The organism is Paenibacillus sp. Lou8.1 (assembly GCF_024213565.1).
Classification (GTDB): Bacteria; Bacillota; Bacilli; order Paenibacillales; family Paenibacillaceae; genus Paenibacillus; species Paenibacillus polymyxa_B.
This window is the reverse complement of the sequence record NZ_JANAVN010000007.1, coordinates 103168-124874: the sequence shown is the minus strand read 5'-3', so window position 1 is coordinate 124874 and position 21707 is coordinate 103168. Positions and strand designations below refer to the sequence as shown.

The following is a 21707-nucleotide window of genomic DNA, read 5'->3' as shown; positions in this document are numbered from 1 at the left end:
GATATATACTTGAAATGCTAGGATTGGAGTAGAACATTTGTGGACTTTCAAGCCGATATCATAGACCGAGTCATTAAAAATGCCATCCAGGTGATGGAGAACAGCAAATATCAGATGTTCGAAATATTGGACACGGCCCGGACCGAGCTGGTCACGTTAAATCAGGAGCTCCAGAGCGTCTTGAAGGAAACAGCAGAAACGATCGAAAAGGTGGACCAGCTGGAAATGAACTATCGGCGGTCCCGCATTCGGTTGACTGAGGTCAGCCGCGACTTCGTTCGCTATTCGGAAGAGGATATCAAGCAGGCTTATGAGAAGGCAACACAGCTTCAACTCGATGTGATGATTTTCCGCGAGAAGGAAATGTATCTCAAAGCCAGAAGAGATGATCTTCAAAAGCGGGCCAAAAGTGTCGAGGCTTCTGTCGAGCGCGCCGAAACCATCGGTTCGCAGATGGGGGTCGTGCTGGAATATTTGTCGGGTGAATTGGGGCAAGTGACGCGGATCATCGAATCGGCCAAAAACCGGCAGTTTATTGGTCTGAAAATTATTTTGGCTCAGGAAGAGGAGCGCAAACGTATATCCCGTGAAATTCACGATGGACCTGCGCAGCTCCTTGCGCATCTAGTGCTTAGGACGGAAATTGTGGAAAGAATGATCGCCAAGCAGGAATTTAAGATGGTTCAGGACGAAATAGTAGACTTGAAGAAACAGGTTCGCTCCAGTCTTGAGGAAATGCGAAAGGTCATTTTCAATTTGCGTCCTATGGCCCTGGATGACCTGGGACTTATTCCGACGCTCCGGAAATATGTGCAGGATTTTGAAGAAAAAACGAAAATTAGATCGCTTTTTGAAACAAGGGGCAAGGAACACCGTCTCTCTTCCGCGATGGAAGCAGCCATTTACCGTCTGATCCAGGAAGCTTTGACCAACGCTGCCAAGCATGCTTATCCTACCTATGTGCTTGTTGAGATTACCTATCAGGCGCAGCTTGTAAAAATCGTGGTGCAGGATAATGGTTTGGGCTTTAAGCCAGAGCTTTTTCAGCAAAAAAGCAAAGATCATGGGCATTTTGGTCTGATTGGTATGCGGGAAAGGGTTGAACTGCTCGAGGGGAGAATGGAGATCGAATCAGCTGAGAATCAAGGCACCAAGATAGTGATTCATATCCCAACCAACGTGGAAAAGGGAAAGGAGTAACAACATGGAAAATCAGGAAATTAGCAATGCACCCATTAAAGTTCTCTTAGCGGACGATCATCAGTTGTTCCGTGAAGGACTTAAACGTATTTTGAATATGGAGGACGACATTGAGGTCATCGGAGAATGTGGCGATGGTATTCAAGTGTTGGAATTCTGTAACGTAGAGAAACCAGATATTGTTCTGATGGACATTAATATGCCAATTGAAAATGGTGTAGAGGCAACCGAAAAACTGCGTGAGATGTTCCCGGATGTTAAAGTTATCATATTATCCATTCATGATGATGAAAGCTATGTATTCGAGACGTTGCGCAAGGGAGCCAATGGTTATCTGTTAAAAGATATGGAGGCTGAGTCCCTCATTAATGCAATTCGTTCGGTTCATGAAGGATATGCGTTTATCCATCCGAAGGTAACGGGTAAGCTCATTCAGCAGCTTCGCCGGATGACCTACCTGAATGAAACAGGGGCTATGGCTGAAGGTCATACGAAGGAAGCCGGCGTGAAGTTTGTCGCAGGTGAAAATAATCCATTGACCCGTCGTGAAGCTGAAGTGCTGCGTCTGATGGCTGAGGGTAAGAGCAACAAGATGATCGGTGAATATTTATTCATTAGTGAGAAAACGGTCAAAAACCATGTCAGCAGCATTCTGCAAAAAATGGAAGTTGATGACCGTACACAAGCAGTTATTAACTCAATTAAATATGGATGGGTTACGCTGTAAAGTGTAGTCTTTCCATGCATTAGACGATGCAGATGCTAATAGATATGAATGCTGTACCGCCCTTCTTTGGGAGCGATATGTCCGCTCATACGGAAACCCAGTACATAACCGTGACACCTCTTCCTGTTATACGGCATATATTGTCGCTATAGGAGGAGGTGGAACCCTCGTGACGGCTCACTTGGTTTGGATATTGCTTATATACGGTGTGGGAGCCGCAGTCGTTCATCTTATGTATATACGACAGGCGGTTCAGGCTTATCACAATGGTGAAGATTCACGCACAATATCTCCAGGTCATCGCGCGACTCGCTATATTGTGATTACGTCCAATGACGGAGATCGTGTGGAATGGGTGATGCGTTCGCTGAACATACTTGCCTGGCTACACCGGAGGCCGCTACATGTGACGGTACTGGATGATGAATCTATGGACGATACGCTACCGATTCTGACACGGCTACTACGCTATAGTCATATGGATGTTTCAGTCATTTCAAGTCGTTTTTCACCGGGGAACCCGGTCTTACCGAAGTCAGGCGGTGAAAAGCAGGTTGTTATTGATCTTAGAACGGTCAAGTCGTTGGCGGACGCCCCATTTGTTCCTTAGCAATAGGGGATTGTGGACATCGTGGTTAAAATCGGATATAAATGTTTTAAAACAGTTGTATAGGCAAGACGACAGGGATTTCGTTGAGATCTACTTGATGTGAAGCACACTTCAGGCTACTAGCCATAGGAGTGTGCTTTTTTGCTGTTCTCTGGGGTAACAAGAACCGCAAAAATCATGAATGGGAGGAGCAGGGGAAGGTGAAGATCGCAGTATATGTAGTGAGGTATAAAGGGAATTGGACTCTCCGATTATCTGTGGATATTCGAGTAGATATGACATGGTGGATGAATCAAGATGAGGGACAGGAGAATGTTGTCGAAAGATGGGTGGTATTAGGAGATGAGCTTCCCTTGTCCTGGGGGACAAAGTTGTGCGAAACATTTAAGGAATTGGCAGATATGGAGCGATGGGGAAAAGGGCAGTGGTGGGCCTATATTCTCGCACAGCTAAAAAGTGAGCTGGCTCTTGAGCCTTTTGATGGAGAAAGAATTTTATCTGGAGGAGTAGAAAATATATGCATTTGGGATCATGTACAAGGGTGGACTTCCTGCACAAAAGGTGGGGATGAGGGACGGGAAACAGACGGAGTTTTACGTTCTATTCAAAAAAGGAGTCTCATCACGGGAATTGATGGATTGGATAGGGAGTGTTTAACACGACAAGCGAATGAACTGGCTAATTTGTTGTCAGGACGCCAGTTACTCGTTCCGGAAGTCGAAGCGCTGCTGGCAGAGGCAGCGCCAGGTTTGGAGCATGCTTGGCGATCCGCTGCACAACTTGCATATCTGCAAGGCCGACTCAGCTTTGCTGCTGGCCTCGCTCCAGCACCACGTACGCGCTGGTCTGCCGCGCGTACGCATGAACTTCGCTGCAATCGTTGTGGCAGCGGGGGAGTGGGGGTAGTGCACCGCACGAGCTGCGCATCGTGCGGACGTAAGGCGTGCGCTTACTGCGAGACATGTCTCGCACTGGGGCGCAGCCGTGAATGCTCGCTGCTGTTGCGCGGTGCAGCGAAACCCGCCCTGCCGTGCACAGCAGGCAGGGCCCTGGAGACGGAACTCGACCGCTGGGGGCTGAGCCCTGCACAACGTGCCGCCGCCGAAGCTGCGCTGCGCTTTTTGGCCGCACCGCACGGCGAAGTGCGGGGACGTTTTCGCCCGGAAGGCCGTGGGCTCCGGGCGTTGTTCCGGCGCGATAAGGTTGCGCGCCGGGGATCAGATGCTGCCGCTTCGCATGGCAGCACCCTTGCCCGCAGCAGGCAACCTTCGCCAAAACCTGGCGAAGGTGCGAGGCATAACGCTGATCGGCAGGTGCCTGATACCACGGTAGAACGTTTTCTGCTCTGGGCTGTAACAGGCGCAGGCAAGACGGAAATGATGTTTCCGCTATTGCAATATGTGTTGGACCACGGAGGAACGGCACTTGTGGCAACACCACGCCGTGATGTGGTACTGGAGTTAGCGCCTCGATTGGCCATTGCTTTTCCCGATGTGAGCATGGTGACGCTCTACGGGGGAAGCGCAGAACGGTGGCAAAGGGGACAGCTTACACTAGCAACGACACATCAGCTATTGCGTTATCGTCAAGCCTTTGATTTGGTTGTGATTGATGAGATAGACGCGTTCCCTTATCACAATGATCCTATGCTTGCCTTTGCTGCACGAGCAGTATGTAAGCCGAAGGGAAAGTTTATCTATTTATCTGCTACACCACCGCAATCCTTGCAGAAAGAGGCTGCACGCGGTCTACTGCCACACGCCAAGGTTCCCGTTCGTTTTCATCGTTACCCTCTACCTGTCCCATTTCGTCTGGGGACTGCTTCAGTGCAACATTGGCTGCAAAAAGGTCGGCTTCCCCTATCCTTTATTCAACGCCTACGCGTATCCATACAACGTGGGGCACAGGTTTTCCTGTTTGTGACACGAATCTCACATATTCAGGGACTTGTGAAGCTGCTGATTAAACAATTACCTGATGTACCTATTGCAGGCACCTCCTCACAGGATGAAGAAAGAACCGCTAAAGTGCGCTTATTTCGAGCTACTGAAATACGTGTTCTGGTTACAACGACTATTTTGGAGCGAGGGGTAACTGTTCCACGGAGTGATGTGTACGTATTAGACGCGGACAGCAGTCTTTTTGATGAAGCCTCTCTTGTCCAAATGGCGGGTCGTGCAGGAAGGTCCAAGGATGACCCATGTGGAGGTGTTATTTTTACATCCCCCCAATGGACTCGAGGTCAAAAGAGAGCAATTAGACAGATTAAACGTATGAATGCACTGGCTCGGAAAAGAGGATACCTGAAGGAGGCGAAGCACTAAATGCATTAAATAAAAAAAGTTTTTTTGGAAATGTGAAACCTGAAACAATGTCGGTACGTAAACTACCAAGAAAGGTGCATTCTGGTATGAGGATGATTCCAACAACCCGTCTATTTTTGAATTGGCTATTCCATCGCCAGTCCCAAACATGTATGGCTTGCGGCACTCTCACAGGGCGTTTTTCCGAATTCCCCGGAATTTGTACTTCTTGTTCGCTTCAAATTCCTTGGGTTTACGATATTCGTTGTGTTTATTGTGGACGTCCGACGTCATGCCCGGATTGCGTAAGGCATGACCGATTAGTACGTTACTATGTGTGCAATCGGAGTGCAACCAGCTATACACCGATGATGAGAGAATGGATTGGGCAGTTCAAATATCGTGGAAATGAAAAGTATGGTTCCTTGCTGGGCGAGATCATGAATCGAGCCTATCAGGCGATGAGGTATGAGTTTGCAGGCAATAAACATTCTCGTTTCAAGCAATCTTTGTGGAGTGTGGATGTAGTGACCTGTGTCCCGGTAAGTGAGAAGAGGCTGACAGAGCGAGGCTTCAATCAGGCTCAGATCTTGGCAGAAGAGATTGCTAGGCGGAATAAGCTCCCCTTCCTATCTTTACTTGCTCGTCCACAAGATACAGGCAAACAAAGCTTTAAATCCAAAAAGGAACGCATGAACACCATGAATAATGCGTTTTCTATCCACCCCAATATGACAAATTTGCTGAAGTCTTTTATTTTAAAAGCTGAATCTCAATGTGTTACGAGGAATAAGCTTTCCGTTACCGTTTTGCTTGTAGATGATATTTATACAACGGGAAGCACCTTGCAGGCGTGTGCACGTGTTTTGAGAGAAAAGGCATTAGAGCAAGGAATACATTTGACTATTTTTTGCCTGACCTTAGCAAGATCATAAGTCTAAATATCTAGTATTTTCCATGAAATTTTGCTTGAAACTATGAAAAAGAGGTTATAACTCTCTTGAAAGAAGGATTAAATGATGGAGTAAAAGCCTTTTAAGCCGTACAATCAGCAGGATTTGACAACGAGCTAGAGAGAGGTATATAATAAAAAATATAGAGACAAACAAAAAGTAAGGAAGTGAGGGATGAAAACAGAATATTTCAATTTAGAGGTTGATTTTTTTGGAAAAGAGGAGTACAATTTCTATCTGTTGATAGCTAACATGATTGGTAATAAGTGATTAGCTAATGACTAAAGAGCGGACATTGGGAGTGTCTCGCTCAGTAGTAAAGCAGTTAATTAAAATTTAAAGTTAAAAAGAGGAGAGAAAAAATCATGAAAAACGCAATGAAAAAAGTAGCAGTATCTAGCATGCTGGCAGTTAGTTTAGGTGCAGTATCTTTGTTGAGTCCACTTGCAACAGGTCAAGTAATGGCAAAATCGAACTCTGACCAAAATAAGGATCGTTATGAGGAGCAACTGATCATTCAACAACAAGAAGCAGCACAAAAAGCATTTGAAGAAAAAGTTTTTGGAACTGTAACTCCTAAAGATGCAGCAACTACAACACCAGCTCAACCAACTACTGAGAACAACAACCAAACAACAACTACAAAACCAGCAACAACTACAACTGAAACACCAGCAACAACTGTAAAAACTATCACTGTAAATGTTCAAGAGGGCGACACATTGGCTTCTATTGCTGAAAAATACGGTGTAACTGTTGAAGAACTGGTTAAAATCAACAACCTGGTTAAAGTAGGCCAAGAACTGCAAGTACCGCAGGCAAACACAAATAAATAAATATCATTATAAATGTATAATGAAGTGTGTTTTTTAAACCAAGCGTTTGACTATAGTATACGGGAAGGCCTCTATTAAAACAATGCTTTTTTGAATAATTATTTGTGAAATAGCTTGTTTTTTTGGGCTGCAAATTTTTACTGATGCATCTAGCTTGGTTTCAGATAGGTTATAAGTTGAGATGATGTTAGGTCCATGAGATTTATGAATACCCACACTCCATGTGCGGAGCATTCGTATGGGCGCCGTTCCCCCGGATTTACAGGATTTCCTTGATGTCATTCGGGGCACAGGTGAACATGAATTCTTCTGAGGATTGTTTCGCCCGGTTTTTCCCTCATCTTGATAATTTCTACATTTACTCATATTCATATATAGCTATTTTAATTGTATAATGAAGCGCTATTCCCGAAAATAACTGGAATGGCGCTTATTTTATTTTCTATCTAAAGTACGGTGTAATGTTTGACGATAAATAGATACATGCACTAGGCTGAGCTATTAGCCTTCATGGGCTTTCTTTATTTTTATGTCATTGCATATTGCTGCATATAAATATAGATAAACTATTACTAATGGATCATTCTCTCTTATACTTTTAAATATGATAACTTATAAGATGTGCAATTGTGTAAAACCTGAAAATCTTTTTTTTGAAATATTTGCTAGACGAGGCTCTTCATTATAAGTTAATGTAAGGATAAAAGTAATTAAAGATCGGAAATTGGAAAGGGGCGCTACAGAGGATGAATTTGGATAACTGTCCTCGCTGTGGAAAGCTGTTTATTAAGAACGTCAGGGGAATCTGTCAGAACTGTATTAAAGAAATTGAAATTGAATACGAACGCTGTGTCAAACATATACGTGAAAATAAGGGCATTCATATGCATGAGCTTTCAGAGGCTACTGAGGTATCTGTAAAGCAAATCACGACATTTATACGTGAGGGACGTATTTCCATTGCTAATGCGCCCAATATGACGTATCCTTGCGAGGTATGCGGGATACCGATTCGTGAAGGGCATATGTGCGATTCTTGTCGAACACGTCTGACTAAAGACCTGCATCAGGCTGTACGCGAAAGTAGTAATCAGGATCAAAGTAATAATATGGGCTCAGGTACCTACAGCGCGATTGATAAACTTCGTGGAAAGTAGTACAGGGGAATTAAAAACGCATTCAGCTATTCAAAAAGTTTCAAATACCGCCGATAATCTTTATAGAGCTTATCGGTTTTTTTATTTTTAGAAACCATGCACAAAATAAAGAAGTGAGGCATAATACGAACCATGTTCGACGCTATGTCGTCTGATACATTCTGACCATATCAAATAACTAAGGAAGGTGGAAGTTATGAAAATTAACGAGACCAACCGCATCGGAGCTATTAATCCATATCAGCGAAATATTGAAACAGGACGTCAAGAGGAGCTTAAGAAGTCCCGCCGCAAGGATGAGGTTTCGATTTCTCCGGAAGCAATGGAAATGCTGAACCGCAGCAGTGATGCAGACCGTGTTAAGAAAATTCAGGAGCTTAAGCAGCAAGTAGCTTCTGGAACCTATCGTGTGGATGCCGATAAAATTGCAGAGAAGCTGTTACCTTACTTCAAGCAGTCTTCTGAAAGCTAGGTGAAGGAATATGCCTTTAGAGCGATTGATTGATGTGCTGGAGCAGCTTAGAGAGGCTCACGAGCAGTTGATTGCATTAGGAAATCAAAAAAAAGAAGCACTGATATCAAATAAGGTAGATCAGCTCATTCTAGTCATGAACCAGGAATCGAAGATGTCCAGACACATTGAACAGTTGGATGAGCGACGCCTGCAGGCAGCATATGAATTTTTGCAGGAACGTGGTATTAAGTCTAAGTTGAATCTCAATATTACGGAGTTGTCTCGTCTTGTGTTTGATGTAGAAGACAAACAGCGCCTCCTTCAAATTCAGAAAAATCTAGCGGATACGCTTGTAGAATTGAAAAAATTAAATGAGTTGAATCAACAGCTTATACAACAGGCGCTTTCCTATATTGATTTTTCTATTGAGAGTATGTCATATTATGCGGAATCTGAAGCGGTTTATCAGCGTCCAGCTGACAAAGGCACCTCTACTGTACGAGCGGGACTATTTGATACACGCGCCTAATTGAAGGAGGAAAATATGGTCTCAACATTTCATGGTATAGAAACAGCGAAAAGAAGCTTAAACACACAAACGGCAGCACTTAATACAACCGGACACAATATCTCAAATGCCAACACAGCTGGTTACTCCAGACAAGTGGTTAGTATGAAGGCCTCGGATTCTATGGAAGCCTACGGTTTGAATCGTTCCGTTGTACGAGGTCAAATGGGCACAGGAGTTGAATTCACTGCTATTGAGCGCGTCCGTCAGACGTTTCTGGACGATCAGTATCGTAACGAAAACTCCTCTTTAGGTGGATGGAGTATCCGCTACGATACTTTGAATAAGCTCGAAACGATTATGAATGAGCCTTCTGACACAGGTATGCGCAAAGTAATGGATAATTTCTGGAATGCTTGGTCGGATCTAAGTCAAGATCCTCAGGACGTAACTAACCGTAAAATTGTAAAAGAGACTACGTTGGCTCTGACGGATGCGTTGAATCAGACAAGCAAGCAGCTTGACGCGCTAGATTCCGATTTAACCAATAATATTACTTTGAAGACAACAGAGATGAATTCCCTATTACAATCTGTAGCTGATTTAAACGGGAACATTACCAAGTTGGAATCATTGGGAGATAATCCAAATGATTTGAGAGATCAGCGAGATTATGCGATCGATAAATTGTCTAAACTGGCTAATGTGCAGGTTACTCAACTGGATGACGGATACCAGGTAACAGTAGCGGGACAAATAGCCGTAACTGGTAGTGCGGTTACACCATTAACCGCAGATGGTCTTCAGGCTGCTTTCACAGGTGGCACCTTGACTGGCGGTGAAGTTTACGGAATGGTATTATCACGTGACAGATATGTTACGGATTATAAAAATCAGATAAACCAATTAGCGAACACATTGGCCAACGGAAATATTGAAGTTACCCTTCCTAAAGGAACTGTGCTTCCTGAAGGAACGGTATTGAATACGGGGCCGAACAATACAGCGGTTACTTACTCTAATGCTAATAATAACCGGACTTTAACAAGCGATTTGAAAGTTACTGTCCAGGGTATCAATGGACTTCACCAGTTGGGTTATACAATTAGTGGGACAACTCCTACAAAAGGGGACGCTTTTTTCACCTCTAAAGATGGAGCAGCGATCACAGCAGGTAATATTACCCTAAATCCCGACATACAAAGTGATCCTAATAAAATTGCGACCTCATTACGGGTAGATGGAACAGGAACGACAGATGAGAAAGTAGTGCTCGGTAATAATGCGTTAGCTATGGCTATGGCTAACTTAAAAAATGTGAAATTCGATTTTGGGACTGCTCTATCAACTCCGACGTCGGTGGATGATTATTTTAGCTCTATTGTTGGACAACTTGGAGTACAGACTCAGGAGGCGGAACGTCAGTCACAGAACGCACAACTTTTGACAGAACAAGTGGATTTAAGTAGACAGTCTGTCAGCGGGGTGTCCCTGGATGAAGAGATGTCCAGCATGATCAAGTTTCAGCATGCTTATAGTGCAGCTTCTCGTTTTATGACGACATTCGATCAATTGCTAGACAAGCTGATTAATAGTACAGGCCGTGTAGGGCTCTAATTTAGATTAGTAGGAGGTAGTGTATGGCGATTCGAGTAACCTCGGGGATGATGAGTATGCAGACGCTCAGTAACCTGAATCGTAATTATAACAATATGAGTAAAATGGAAAATCAGATTACAACTGGTCGCAAACTCAATAAACCCTCAGATGATCCAGTGGGTGTGACTTATGCCCTTCGCTACAGAGCTGAGTTGGCTTCTAATGAGCAGTATTCCAGTAATGCTGATGCGGCCGTAAGCTGGTTAGATTTCACAGATTCTACTATGCAGCAGGCTGGAGATGTCATGAAGCGGTTAAAAGAGCTGACGGTTCAAGCTTCAAGTGAAACTGTCCCCCAATCCGGATTGGATGCAATTAAGTTGGAAGTGGATCAGCTTAAGGAACAAATGACCAATATCGGAAATAGCCAAATTCGTGGTAAATATATCTTTAACGGTCAAAAATATGACCAGGCCCCTTACGAACTGTCCGGCACGGTTACTAGTTATGATCAAATTGATGTGGATCAAGGAGCTGTGAATTATGCAATTGGAGATCAATCTACATTTCGGGTGAATACTTCTGGAAGTGAGTTTTTTGGAGCGTCAACGGATACGGATAACGTTTTTAAAATTATGGATAACTTGAGTGCGGCCTTGGCTAGTGGTAGTTATAGTGCTATTGCAGCTCAGTCCACAAATGTTGAATCTCGTTTCATAAAAATGCAGGCTAGTCAGTCTGAAGTTGGGGCGCGCACAAACCGTGTAGAACTGGTTCAATCCCGTCTTGACGACCGGAATCTAAATTTGACGACCCTGCAATCCAAAACTGAGGATGCTGATATTGCAAGCTTGATGATTCAGGCTACCTCTGCCCAAACTATTTATGAGGCAGCCTTGAAATCATCTGCCCAGATCATGCAACCTTCTTTAATGGATTTTATGCGTTAATCTTTAGAATCTTTGATATTTGTATTGTAGAGCTATGGATGGAAATCCGTAGCTCTTTTGTTGATTTTTAAGGAGGATAAAAAATGACCCCGAAATCTGAATTAGATAAAAAAAGATGGCTTAATGAAGAATTAGTTTTTGCTTTTCCTAAGGGACTACCTGGTTTTGAGCATTTACGCGAATATAAGCTACAAGAGCATAATGAGTTATTCAGTATTTTGAGCGCTGTAGAAGAGGAGACGGTCACCTTTATTACGGTCAATCCATTTGATTTTGTACCTGATTATGAGTTTGAACTATCCAGTGATGCGCTTGCAGATATCGGTATAATAGATCGAGAGCAGATTGCAGTTCGCTGTATTGTGACTTGGCATAGTAATAAGGAGAAGATAACAGTCAATTTACTAGCACCTTTAATTTTCAATGTGGAGAAGTCTATTGGCAAACAGATTGTTTTACAAAATACCGATTATACTACAAGAAGTGCATTGTGGCAGAAGTTAAGACATAAAGAGCAGGGTGGTGAATCCTGATGCTTGTTTTATCTCGAAAAAAAGGTGAGTCTGTTGTTATCCATAATGATATTGTAATAACCGTGCTTTCCGTTGAAGGAGATAATGTAAAGATAGGTATATCAGCACCCAAAGATATAGATATTTATCGCAAAGAGATTTTTGATGCAATCCAGCATAACAATCAAAACGCAGTTATGGACCTTGAAGCTCTTAAGAATGCCATGTTGGAAATGGGGGAGGGGAGTAATACTTAGTAAAGAAATGAACATGGACAGCTGAATTGGATTATTACTAAAGAAAATTTTTAGAATGCTATAAACAATTCTGTGGGAAAGGTCGATATAAAATATAGAACGGTAATTCTTCAGGGCGGCCGACCTGTGAAGACGTTCATACCACAAGGATGTGGGCATTAAACCATTTCAGGGAGGAAATTTACAATGATTATCAACCACAATATTCCGGCATTGAATACACACCGTAACATGGGTCTGAACACAAATGCAGCAAGTAAAAACATGGAGAAACTGTCTTCCGGTCTGCGTATCAACCGTGCTGCCGATGACGCTGCTGGCTTGTCCATCTCCGAATCCATGCGCGGTCAAATTCGTGGTCTGGAGCAAGCTCAACGTAATGCTCAAGATGGTATCTCTTTTGTGCAAACAGCTGAGGGTGCAATGAATGAAGTATCTTCCATGCTGACTCGTATGAAAGAACTGAACGTTCAAAAAGCGAGCGGAACTTACAGTACTAACGATAAAGATAATATTGGTCAAGAGTTGGATCAACTGGGTGCCCAAATTGACGAAATTATGACTAAAACTACCTTCAATGGTATCACTATTACTGCTGGAGCAAGCATTACTGTTAATGATAAAGCTTCAAGTACTATTGCTATTGCTTCTATTACAACTACATCGTTCACTAGTTTGAGTTCTGCAACAACACTCGCTAGTGTAGAAGATTCAATTAAAGCCGTTTCGACAGAACGCGCTAAGTTGGGGGCTGTCCAAAACCGTCTGGAGTACACTTCCAACAACATTGGCACTACAGTAGAGAACCTGACTGCTGCTGAATCCCGTATCCGTGATACAGATATGGCCAAAGAAATGGTTGCTTTGTCCAAAAACAACATCTTGCTGCAAGCTTCCCAATCGATGCTGGCACAAGCAAACTCCGCTCCACAAGGTATTTTGTCTGTACTTCGTTAATCTATACTTTTTCCTTAGAAGAGACCTTGATTTTCAAGGTCTCTTTTTTGTTATTCACTTCATAATTAGCGCTTATTTTCCGATATAAAGAGTATTAAAACTAAAAACGTTCTTGATGATGCTTCAACACGATAAGGAGGGTAAGTTGTGGATAATAGTATTTCTGGTCTTGGCCCAATACCAGGACAGGCGAAATCTATCTCGCCCAAGGGTATCGCAGATGAACCATCAATTATAGCTATAAATCAGCAATATGTTAACCAATCAGTCGAAAAGTTGTCTGGTGAAGAAGAAAATGTACTTCAGCAATTAGAAAAGGCGATTAGAGCTGTACAGGGGCCTGAAAAAAAGTTTGAAATTTCTATTCACAAGGAGACCCACGCAATTATGATTAAGGTCTTTGATAAACAGACGGGTGATTTAATTCGGGAAGTGCCTCGCGAAAAACTTCTTGATGTAGCGGCGAATTTTATGGAGATGAATGGGCTTATTATTGATGAAAAGGCTTAATATTCAGGAGGATTAGTTATGACAATGAGAATTAGCGGTTTGGCATCAGGTATGGATATTGATTCAATGGTCAAAAAGTTTATGACTACAGAGAGTATTCCATTGAACAAACTCAATCAGCAAAAACAACTGACCGAGTGGAAACGTGACGGATATCGTCAAGTAAGTACAAAATTAGTTACTTTTAATGAAAAATTAACAAATTTCAGTTTGAGTAGCGCTATCGATTCGAAAAAGGCAACCGTTACAGGAGCTTCTAATGTGCTCACTGCAACAGCAACAGGAGCATCTGTGAATTCTGTATTAAATATTAAAGTCACTAATTTGGCATCTGCTTCTAATGTTGTATCTTCTGGAGGGACGGTAGCAGCCACTTCTGGTACAACAAAGCTATCAGATATTTATACAGGTACTGAAACTAGTATAAATGTGGGAGCAGATACTATAAATTTTACTGCGGACGATACAATTGACTCACTGATTTCAAAAATTAACGGAAGTACAAAAGCGGGGGTGACCGCTGTATATGATGCCTCATCTGGCAAGATTTCGTTGACTAACAAGGAGACAGGAAATAAAGATATTACATTAAGTGGAGAACTTCTTGAACAAAGCTTCGGACTTAAAACAGCTAATGTAGTAAAAGGAGTAAATGCGATTGTTGAAATTAATGGTCTGACAACAGAGCAGACATCCAATCGTTTCACAGTTAATGGTGTGGAAATCAGTTTGAATGGAACTACTCCGACAGGACAGTCAACACAAATTGAAGTTTCACAGGATGTTGACGCATTGGTAAACACAATAAAATCATTTGTTGAGGCGTATAATGATACACTTTCAACATTAAACCAAAAAACAAGTGAAGAACGTTATCGTAAATATTTACCGTTGACTAGTGATCAGAGAAAGGACATGAAGGAAGATGAGATTACACTCTGGGAAAGTAAAGCTAAGAGTGGTATGCTCAAAAATGATTCCATCGTAGATAAAACGCTTAGTGATATGAGGTCAGCGATTATTACAGACGTAGTTCTACCGAATGGTGAAAAAATAAATTTGACTCAGATCGGAATTACAACTGGTAGCTATAGTGAAAAAGGAAAACTGTACGTAGATGAGAAGAAGTTGCGTGCGGTTTTGGAAACCACTCCTGAAAAGGTAACTGCTTTATTCGGGCAGACGGATAATTCCTCTTCAACGAACTATACAAGTTCGGATGGTATATTCAGCCGACTGAAGAAGACCAACCAAGGAGCTCTGCAAAGTCTGGCGGATAAGGCTGGAACGTCGAAAGTCAGTTCTGATTTAACGGCAGCTTTCCAGCCGAAGAGTCAAATAGGAGACCAGTTATCAGATTATGATAAGCGGATCGATGCTCTACAAGACAGGCTTACAATGATAGAAACCCGTTATTATCAACAATTCACTGCTATGGAAACGGCTATGAATAAATACAATAGCACGTCCTCCAGTCTTTCAAGTATGTTTAGTTAATACCAATCTTTTTAAAGGAGAGATCCAGGATTGATTAATTCACCCTACCAAAAGTATCAACAAGCCCAATTGCAAACAGCTTCACCAGGACAATTGTTGCTAATGCTGTATGATGGAGCGATCCGTTTTATACGGGCGGGAATTAAGGGCATAGAGGAAACAAATCATGAAAAAGCCAATATGAACTTGTGTAAAGCACAGGCCGTTATCAATGAACTTATTGCCGCTCTAAATCATGACTTTCCGATTTCCTCTACCCTTTATCAAGTGTATGAATACATGCTTTATCAACTCATCAATGCCAACTTGAAAAAGAATGTAGTACCTGCGGAAGAAGTCATTTCTCATTTAACAGAATTAAGAGGCGCTTGGGATATAGCTATAAAATCACTAAATCATAATGTAGAGTCGATTGAATGATTGCTGTTCAGGAATATGTAACCCAACTGGAAAGTGTCACAATAGAGCTTATAGAGCGAATTCATCAAGTTAGTTACACAGAATTAAGCCAGTATTCAGATCAAAGAGAAAAAATTTCCCGTAAAATCATTTCTAATCAACAAAGCCTTACTGAAGCAGACAAAAAACGAATTCAGCAACTTACTCGTTTCGATGAAGTTATTCTTTCCAAGATGGAGAGTTTTAAAACGGAAGCTAGTGAGTGGCTTGCAAAAAAAGGAACTATTCAAGGTCAACAGGCAGCATACAATGCTAAATATACACCTGATAGTTTGTTTTTTGACAAAAGGAATTAATTAATAATGGGAAAAGAATAGGGTTGATAAAAAGATGAAGCAGCTTAGTGTGTGTATGATTGTAAAGGATGAGGAAGCCTTGCTTCCTCGATGCCTTGACAGTGTGCGAAATATTGCTGATGAGATCATTATTGTGGATACAGGCTCGTCGGATCGGACCAAAGAGATAGCTCAAGAATACACAGATCTCATTTTCGATTATGAATGGTGTAATGATTTTGCAGCCGCGCGTAATGAATCCATTCGTTTTGCTACTGGCAAGTGGATTTTAGTGTTAGATGCAGATGAATATCTATCTGCTGATGATGAAACCAAGTGGTTGAATTTTATAGCCCAACAAACTTCTAAGCCTGGTGTAGGGTATACGCTTACTGTAGTAAATTACTCAGGCTCGTCGGAAAGAATGGATCAAATATCGACGGCTCCCGTTACTCGTTTGTTCCCTAATTTCATGGGGATACAGTTTTACCGCCCCATTCATGAACAATTGTGTGTAGGTGAGCAGAATGGAAGAGTATACACACAAATGACAGATCTTTGTATATACCATACAGGTTATCAGGAGGAGACTATAGTAAAGAAAAATAAGCACAACCGTAATATGGAAATATTTGAGAAAATGCAACATCAAAAAGACATGAGTGCTTATGACTGGTTTACTTTGGGGAATCAATACAGGTTTACAAATGATATTGTTAATGCAATGGAGGCCTATGAAAAGTCTTTTGAAGGGGCAGATGAAACAAGTGCTTGGTATCCATATTGCTTAATTGCGCTTATCTCCCTATATATCGAAAATGACAAACTAAAAGACTCTTGGTTTTTGACGGAAGAAAAATTATCTAATTTCAGATCTTATCCAGAGTACTTTACTATAAAAGGAGCACATTACGAATCCTTTGGTTTTTATGAAAAAGCAATTGAGTGTTATAAAAAGGCTATTGAAAAAGCTGATCGCAAGGCTCGGTCTGCGGCAACTGCCTGGCTTGTAAATCCTGCTTACGGGTATGATGTTCCAGTAAATCAATTAATAAAATTAAGTTTTCGGTTATGTCGTAATGAAGAGGCTGTATATTGGCTTGGAAAAAAGCTCCTCAGGGATAAAAAGAACGTGAGTGTATTATTTAGCTTACTTGAATGGTTAAGCCTAAACGACAATGAACAATCCATAAAAAAGTTTTTAGATGCGAATTATAACACTCAGGAAATGTCACATTGTCTTATTCTTTTCAAAGTATTCCTTGCTTTAGGAAATAATCGTATGGTGAACTATTATTTTGACCTACTCAGTGACGAAGTAACATTAACAGATCGAGATCAGCTTAGGTATGCTCTGATAAATAAGAATAAAGAATTGTGGGCGGAATCTGTTCGGAATTTATCTTCAGATATAAAAAAAGATTTATTTTTACAACGTCAGTTAATAATTGGTTGTATGATTTTTAAACCAAAAGACAAGTTGGAGTTTTTCAAATCATCTGATTACAGTAGTGACAACACGTTGTTAAATGTATTGTACAACTTCGTGGAGAAAAAAGAAATAGTAAGTGATGATGTTGTTGAAAACTATTCGACTGAGTTGTTTTTATTAGCTAAAGACTTATTTTTGCTTGGCTATTATGAGGAATTTGATAATTTAGTAAAATATACTGATCATCCTAAGCTGATTAATGTCATAGGAAACTATTTCTTTAGCGTAAACCAAATGCAAGACGCAATGAATTACTATTCTTTGTTATTGTCACGTCAACAACTAGATGATAGAAGTTATGAAAATCTTGCTTTTTATCATGAGGCACAAGGTTATAGGGAAGATGCCTTAGAATTTTTTGCTGAGAGTTTAAAGCTATCACCAGAAAAAAAACATTTGTATTATCCAATTATTCGTATATCAGAACCAGAGGGGAGAAAGTCTTACTTTAATGAATTAGTTGATAATTACCCTTACGTCTCTGGTATATCCTTCCTTATGGAGATGTGCAATAACTAAAAAATAGTATTGGAGTAAACTATGAAAACCAGCATAATCATTTTAACATATAACAAGCTAGAGTACACAAAACGATGTATTGAAAGTATACGGCAATACACCCATGAAAATGCATATGAAATCATTGTAGTTGATAATGCTTCTCAGGATGATACGGCCGAATGGTTAGCACAGCAAACAGATCTTGTAACGATCTTAAATAAGGAAAACTGTGGGTTTCCGGAAGGATGCAATCAAGGAATGGAGGTCGCTACGGGTACTGAAATCCTTCTTCTCAATAACGATACAATAGTGACTCAGAATTGGCTCTCAAATCTTCTAAAAGCATTATATAGCTCGGATGAGATTGGAGCAGTTGGATGTGTTACAAACAATTCTTCCTATTTTCAAGAAATTGATGTTCCATATAACAATATCGATGACATGCATTTGTTTGCCAAAGATTATAATATCTCCAATCCGTTATCTTGGGAAGAGCGCTTGAAATTAGTTGGTTTTTGTATGCTTATCAAAAAAAGTGTCGTTGAGAAAATAGGTTTGCTTGATGAAAGGTTCTCACCAGGGAATTATGAAGATGACGATTATTCCATTCGCATGCGAAAAAATAATTATAAGTTATTACTATGCAAGGATACATTTATTCATCATTATGGCAGTACTTCATTTAAAGAGAACGAAGCTTATTTTAATGAACTTTTGAAAAATAATGCTAAGAAATTCGAAGAAAAATGGGGATTTGATCCTATTTATTCGCAACATAAGAGAGATATCCTTATTAATCTTATCGATGCCGATGCGTCTTCTCAAATAACTGTACTTGAGGTTGGATGTGCCTGTGGAGGAACTCTGCTCGGAATCAAGAATAAATTTAAAAATAGTGTGCTCTATGGTATAGAGCTTAACGAAAATTCAGCTAGTATAGCTTCTCTAGTTGCTGATGTCATTCCACACAATGTAGAGAACGGAGATCTGCCATACCCACAAAGAAGTTTTGATTACATCATTTTTGGGGATGTGCTGGAACATCTATATGACCCTTGGAAGACACTTGAAAATATGCATCGATTGTTGAAGCCTGGTGGAAAAATATTGGCAAGCATACCCAATATAATGCATTATAGTGTTATAAATGAATTGTTGGATGGAAAATGGAAGTATGCTGATGCTGGGATTTTGGATCGTACACATGTGAGATTTTTTACATTAGCATCTATACAAGAAATGTTTATCGATAGCGGGTTTGTTAATCTGGATTTCTTAGGAGTCACGTTGCCAAGAGATAGTACTACAGTGAAAGGGATCGAAAGATTATCTAAAGTTGCCCCAAATGAAATCTTAAATCAATTTGAAGTTTACCAATATATTATTTCTGCTTGTAACAATCAGCTTCTAGGTATTATGAATGATATCAAGAATGGTCATATTAATAAGCAAGAGATATTTGAAGTTACATCTTCCCAGACTAATGATGAAATATTAAGAAATGTTAAATTCCTATCTAGTGTAGAGGATAAAGTAGAGGTTCTGAATACGATCGGAGTCATTCACTTTGAGCAGGGAGAAATTGCAAAAGTCCTTCCTTTATTTGATGAAGCACTTTCGCTTGATGAGACTCATTTAGAGGTTATATATAACATTGCTTACTTCCTTCATCATATAGGAGAAGAAGAATTATCTGAAGAGTACATGCTCAAGCTTAAAAGCCTTGATTTTACGTGGTATCAGAAACTCATGGAAGTACTAGTTTGAGCTAAATCTGACATAAGGACAATTTTATGAAACCTACAGTCTCTTTGGTTATGATTGTGAAAAATGAGGAAGCAGTACTCAAACGCTGTTTGGATAGCGCAGTAGAAAATGTTGATGAAATAGTAATTGTAGATACTGGCTCAACGGATCGTACCAAACTAATTGCAGCTGATTATACAGCGAAAATATTCGATTACCAATGGAATCATAATTTTGCGGATGCTCGTAATTTTGCATTGGAACAGTCTACAACAGACTGGTGTATGGTTTTGGATGCAGATGAGTTCATCATCAATAAATGTAAGGATATTATTAACGCTTTTATAGCGAATGGCCCCCAAATAGGAAGGGTTAAACATACAAGCAAGTTTACTTCTAAAGACGGGCTGAATTATGAACATTGTTTTATTTCTAGAATATTCCCATCATATTGTCGATATGTTGGGAATGTTCACGAACAGATCCAGTCCGATTTGCCCAGAGTAAAATTAAATGTAGAGATTATGCATGATGGATATATGGAAACTCAGAAACATGATAGAAATATTCCATTACTGCAAAAAGCAATTGAAGAGCATCCTGATATTTCTTATTACTATTATCAAATTGCTAAAGAATATCGTGGGTTGGGGGACTCTAAGAAAGAATTCAATAATCTTAAGAATGCATATAAGTTAATGGATCATAAAGAGACTATTTCGACCAGTATTATAGTCAACTATATGTATGCTATTATCTCTTCCGGGAACCTTAAGGAAGGTCTAGCAGTTTTTAATCATGAGGAAAAATTTATGGGGCATTCTTCCGATTTCTATTTTGTCTCTGCCCTATTTTTTTTGGAATTAATGATTAGCGATCCCCAAAAATACCAAAGTATTCTGCCTAATATTGAACAATTATATAAAAAAGCACTAGAAATAGGTGATACGGGCGAAGAAGGAAATGTAAGAGGGACTGGAAGTTTCGCAGCTCATCATAATTTAGGGGTTCTTTATGAATCAACAGGTAATATTCAGAGAGCTATTGAGCATTACAAAGCAGCGGTTGTATACAACTATCAACCTTCTTTAATCAGATTACATGAATTATGCTGAGTATAAGACTCTTTTGAAAAAGGTGTTTCCATAAAAGCGATTTCTGCGCGAATAATTAGATATAGATTCAAACCAGAGGAAATTGAGCAGTTAGTAAAAATGGCGTGGTGGGATTGGCCCATTTATAAAAAGCTAACTGGAATCTGTTGCTCAATAATGATATTTCTGAATTTATAGAAAGACATACAACTTAGATGGATATGAATAGTGAAGCGAAATTACTAATTCAGAATAATATATCTGTTGTTAAGTGGGAATTGTAAAGCAGCACATGCAATCGCTAAAACAGGAAGCCCAAAATTGGCTTGTCCAAAGAAATAAAGCCAAATCGCAACGTAATGCTTATGAAACTAACTATACGCCTGATAGTTTTCTGATGGATCGTAGGAAATAATTTTAAAAAGCTCTCGTCCAACACGTTTTATTGTGTGGATGAGAGCTTTTTTTACATTTGTAAAGCCACTAATTGAGTTTAAATGAAAAAAAGACCTATACAAAAAAATCTATCAATTTATTGTTTCAGGCACTAAAATATAGTTTAAAACATGATTAGTAAGTCTACTTTAGTTCAAGTTCTAATAGTTCAAGGAACAAAGTTGTTGACTATTTACCCATTGTATTATATATGGAATAACTATACATGAAAACATTATCAATTCCAATTGACAATGGATAACTTTGGGTGGTATAGTCGGAAATGTGGGCGAGAGCTTCACTTCATTTGATGACGAAGGGAATGTTAGTGCATGCAAGGTAAAGTAAAATGGTTTAACGCAGAAAAAGGTTATGGTTTCATTGAAACATCTGACGGCGGCGACGTATTTGTACATTTTTCCGCAATTCAAACAGAAGGCTTCAAAACACTTGAAGAAGGACAAGACGTGGAGTTCGACATTGTCGAAGGCGCACGTGGACCACAAGCCGCTAACGTAACCAAATTATAATCATCCCCGGCATAGCCGACCTACATAATTGGTAAGATGGTTAGCAATGGATAACGCGCTAGCAACTGCCCTGGAATATATTCCAGGGCTTTTTTATGTTTTCTAATTACATAAAAAGCCCCTTACCCAGTGGTAAGGAGCTTAA

The 21707-nt window shown here is 40.4% G+C and carries 22 protein-coding genes; all 22 read left to right on the top strand.

Annotated elements, in window-relative coordinates; all coding sequences use genetic code 11:
• The first annotated feature begins 39 nt into the window (after positions 1-39).
• The 22 genes from NLX78_RS11875 (at position 40) to NLX78_RS11770 (ending at position 21562) form a co-directional block, all read left to right on the top strand.
• On the top strand, positions 40-1200 hold the full coding sequence (locus NLX78_RS11875) for a sensor histidine kinase (RefSeq protein WP_013312293.1): 1161 nt from the start codon (positions 40-42) through the stop codon (positions 1198-1200).
• Between the two features lie 4 nt (positions 1201-1204).
• Positions 1205-1927 (top strand): response regulator, encoded by a 723-nt coding sequence (locus tag NLX78_RS11870; RefSeq protein WP_007432713.1) that lies wholly within the window; start codon positions 1205-1207, stop codon positions 1925-1927.
• Between the two features lie 169 nt (positions 1928-2096).
• Positions 2097-2537, top strand: a complete 441-nt coding sequence (locus tag NLX78_RS11865; protein ID WP_250266809.1) for a hypothetical protein — start codon at positions 2097-2099, stop codon at positions 2535-2537.
• A gap of 200 nt (positions 2538-2737) precedes the next feature.
• Positions 2738-4861: a helicase-related protein gene (locus tag NLX78_RS11860; RefSeq protein WP_254350502.1), complete on the top strand. Its 2124-nt coding sequence runs from the start codon at positions 2738-2740 to the stop codon at positions 4859-4861.
• A 347-nt stretch (positions 4862-5208) separates the two neighbouring features.
• Positions 5209-5775, top strand: a complete 567-nt coding sequence (locus tag NLX78_RS11855) for a ComF family protein (protein WP_254350501.1) — start codon at positions 5209-5211, stop codon at positions 5773-5775.
• 383 nt (positions 5776-6158) lie between these two features.
• Entirely contained in the window at positions 6159-6629 is a 471-nt protein-coding gene (locus tag NLX78_RS11850; RefSeq protein ID WP_254350500.1) for a LysM peptidoglycan-binding domain-containing protein, read from the top strand.
• 746 nt (positions 6630-7375) lie between these two features.
• Complete coding sequence (locus NLX78_RS11845; RefSeq protein ID WP_044648603.1) at positions 7376-7786, top strand: TIGR03826 family flagellar region protein; 411 nt, start codon at positions 7376-7378, stop codon at positions 7784-7786.
• Between the two features lie 196 nt (positions 7787-7982).
• Positions 7983-8258, top strand: a complete 276-nt coding sequence (flgM, locus tag NLX78_RS11840; RefSeq protein WP_039271505.1) for a flagellar biosynthesis anti-sigma factor FlgM — start codon at positions 7983-7985, stop codon at positions 8256-8258.
• 10 nt (positions 8259-8268) lie between these two features.
• Complete coding sequence (locus NLX78_RS11835) at positions 8269-8769, top strand: flagellar protein FlgN (RefSeq protein WP_254350499.1); 501 nt, start codon at positions 8269-8271, stop codon at positions 8767-8769.
• A gap of 15 nt (positions 8770-8784) precedes the next feature.
• The gene (flgK, locus tag NLX78_RS11830) at positions 8785-10365 is read left to right on the top strand and encodes a flagellar hook-associated protein FlgK (protein WP_254350498.1); all 1581 of its coding nucleotides are present in this window, start codon (positions 8785-8787) and stop codon (positions 10363-10365) included.
• A 23-nt stretch (positions 10366-10388) separates the two neighbouring features.
• Positions 10389-11297: a flagellar hook-associated protein FlgL gene (flgL, locus tag NLX78_RS11825; protein ID WP_254350497.1), complete on the top strand. Its 909-nt coding sequence runs from the start codon at positions 10389-10391 to the stop codon at positions 11295-11297.
• 83 nt (positions 11298-11380) lie between these two features.
• On the top strand, positions 11381-11830 hold the full coding sequence (locus NLX78_RS11820; protein ID WP_254350496.1) for a flagellar assembly protein FliW: 450 nt from the start codon (positions 11381-11383) through the stop codon (positions 11828-11830).
• Complete coding sequence (gene csrA / locus NLX78_RS11815) at positions 11830-12066, top strand: carbon storage regulator CsrA (RefSeq protein WP_254350495.1); 237 nt, start codon at positions 11830-11832, stop codon at positions 12064-12066. Before NLX78_RS11820 ends, csrA begins: the two co-directional genes overlap by 1 nt.
• A 186-nt stretch (positions 12067-12252) precedes the next feature.
• Entirely contained in the window at positions 12253-13023 is a 771-nt protein-coding gene (locus tag NLX78_RS11810) for a flagellin N-terminal helical domain-containing protein (RefSeq protein ID WP_126666405.1), read from the top strand.
• Positions 13024-13170: 147 nt separating this feature from the next.
• Positions 13171-13533, top strand: coding sequence for a flagellar protein FlaG (locus NLX78_RS11805; RefSeq protein ID WP_254350494.1), 363 nt, complete (start codon positions 13171-13173; stop codon positions 13531-13533).
• A gap of 18 nt (positions 13534-13551) precedes the next feature.
• Positions 13552-15030: a flagellar filament capping protein FliD gene (fliD, locus tag NLX78_RS11800; protein WP_254350493.1), complete on the top strand. Its 1479-nt coding sequence runs from the start codon at positions 13552-13554 to the stop codon at positions 15028-15030.
• A 30-nt stretch (positions 15031-15060) separates the two neighbouring features.
• Positions 15061-15450, top strand: a complete 390-nt coding sequence (gene fliS, locus NLX78_RS11795) for a flagellar export chaperone FliS (protein WP_254350492.1) — start codon at positions 15061-15063, stop codon at positions 15448-15450.
• A complete protein-coding gene (locus tag NLX78_RS11790) occupies positions 15447-15785 on the top strand; it encodes a hypothetical protein (RefSeq protein WP_254350491.1) in 339 nt (112 codons plus the stop codon). The genes fliS and NLX78_RS11790 overlap by 4 nt, the downstream gene beginning before the upstream one ends.
• Positions 15786-15840: 55 nt before the next feature.
• Positions 15841-17775 (top strand): glycosyltransferase family 2 protein, encoded by a 1935-nt coding sequence (locus tag NLX78_RS11785; RefSeq protein ID WP_254350490.1) that lies wholly within the window; start codon positions 15841-15843, stop codon positions 17773-17775.
• A 21-nt stretch (positions 17776-17796) separates the two neighbouring features.
• Complete coding sequence (locus tag NLX78_RS11780; protein ID WP_254350489.1) at positions 17797-19524, top strand: glycosyltransferase; 1728 nt, start codon at positions 17797-17799, stop codon at positions 19522-19524.
• A 26-nt stretch (positions 19525-19550) separates the two neighbouring features.
• Positions 19551-20618: a tetratricopeptide repeat-containing glycosyltransferase family 2 protein gene (locus tag NLX78_RS11775; RefSeq protein WP_254350488.1), complete on the top strand. Its 1068-nt coding sequence runs from the start codon at positions 19551-19553 to the stop codon at positions 20616-20618.
• A 746-nt stretch (positions 20619-21364) separates the two neighbouring features.
• Positions 21365-21562 carry a cold shock domain-containing protein gene (locus tag NLX78_RS11770; RefSeq protein WP_013312263.1) on the top strand — a complete coding sequence of 66 codons (198 nt, stop codon included), beginning with the start codon at positions 21365-21367 and terminating at the stop codon, positions 21560-21562.
• Positions 21563-21707 lie beyond the last annotated feature (145 nt).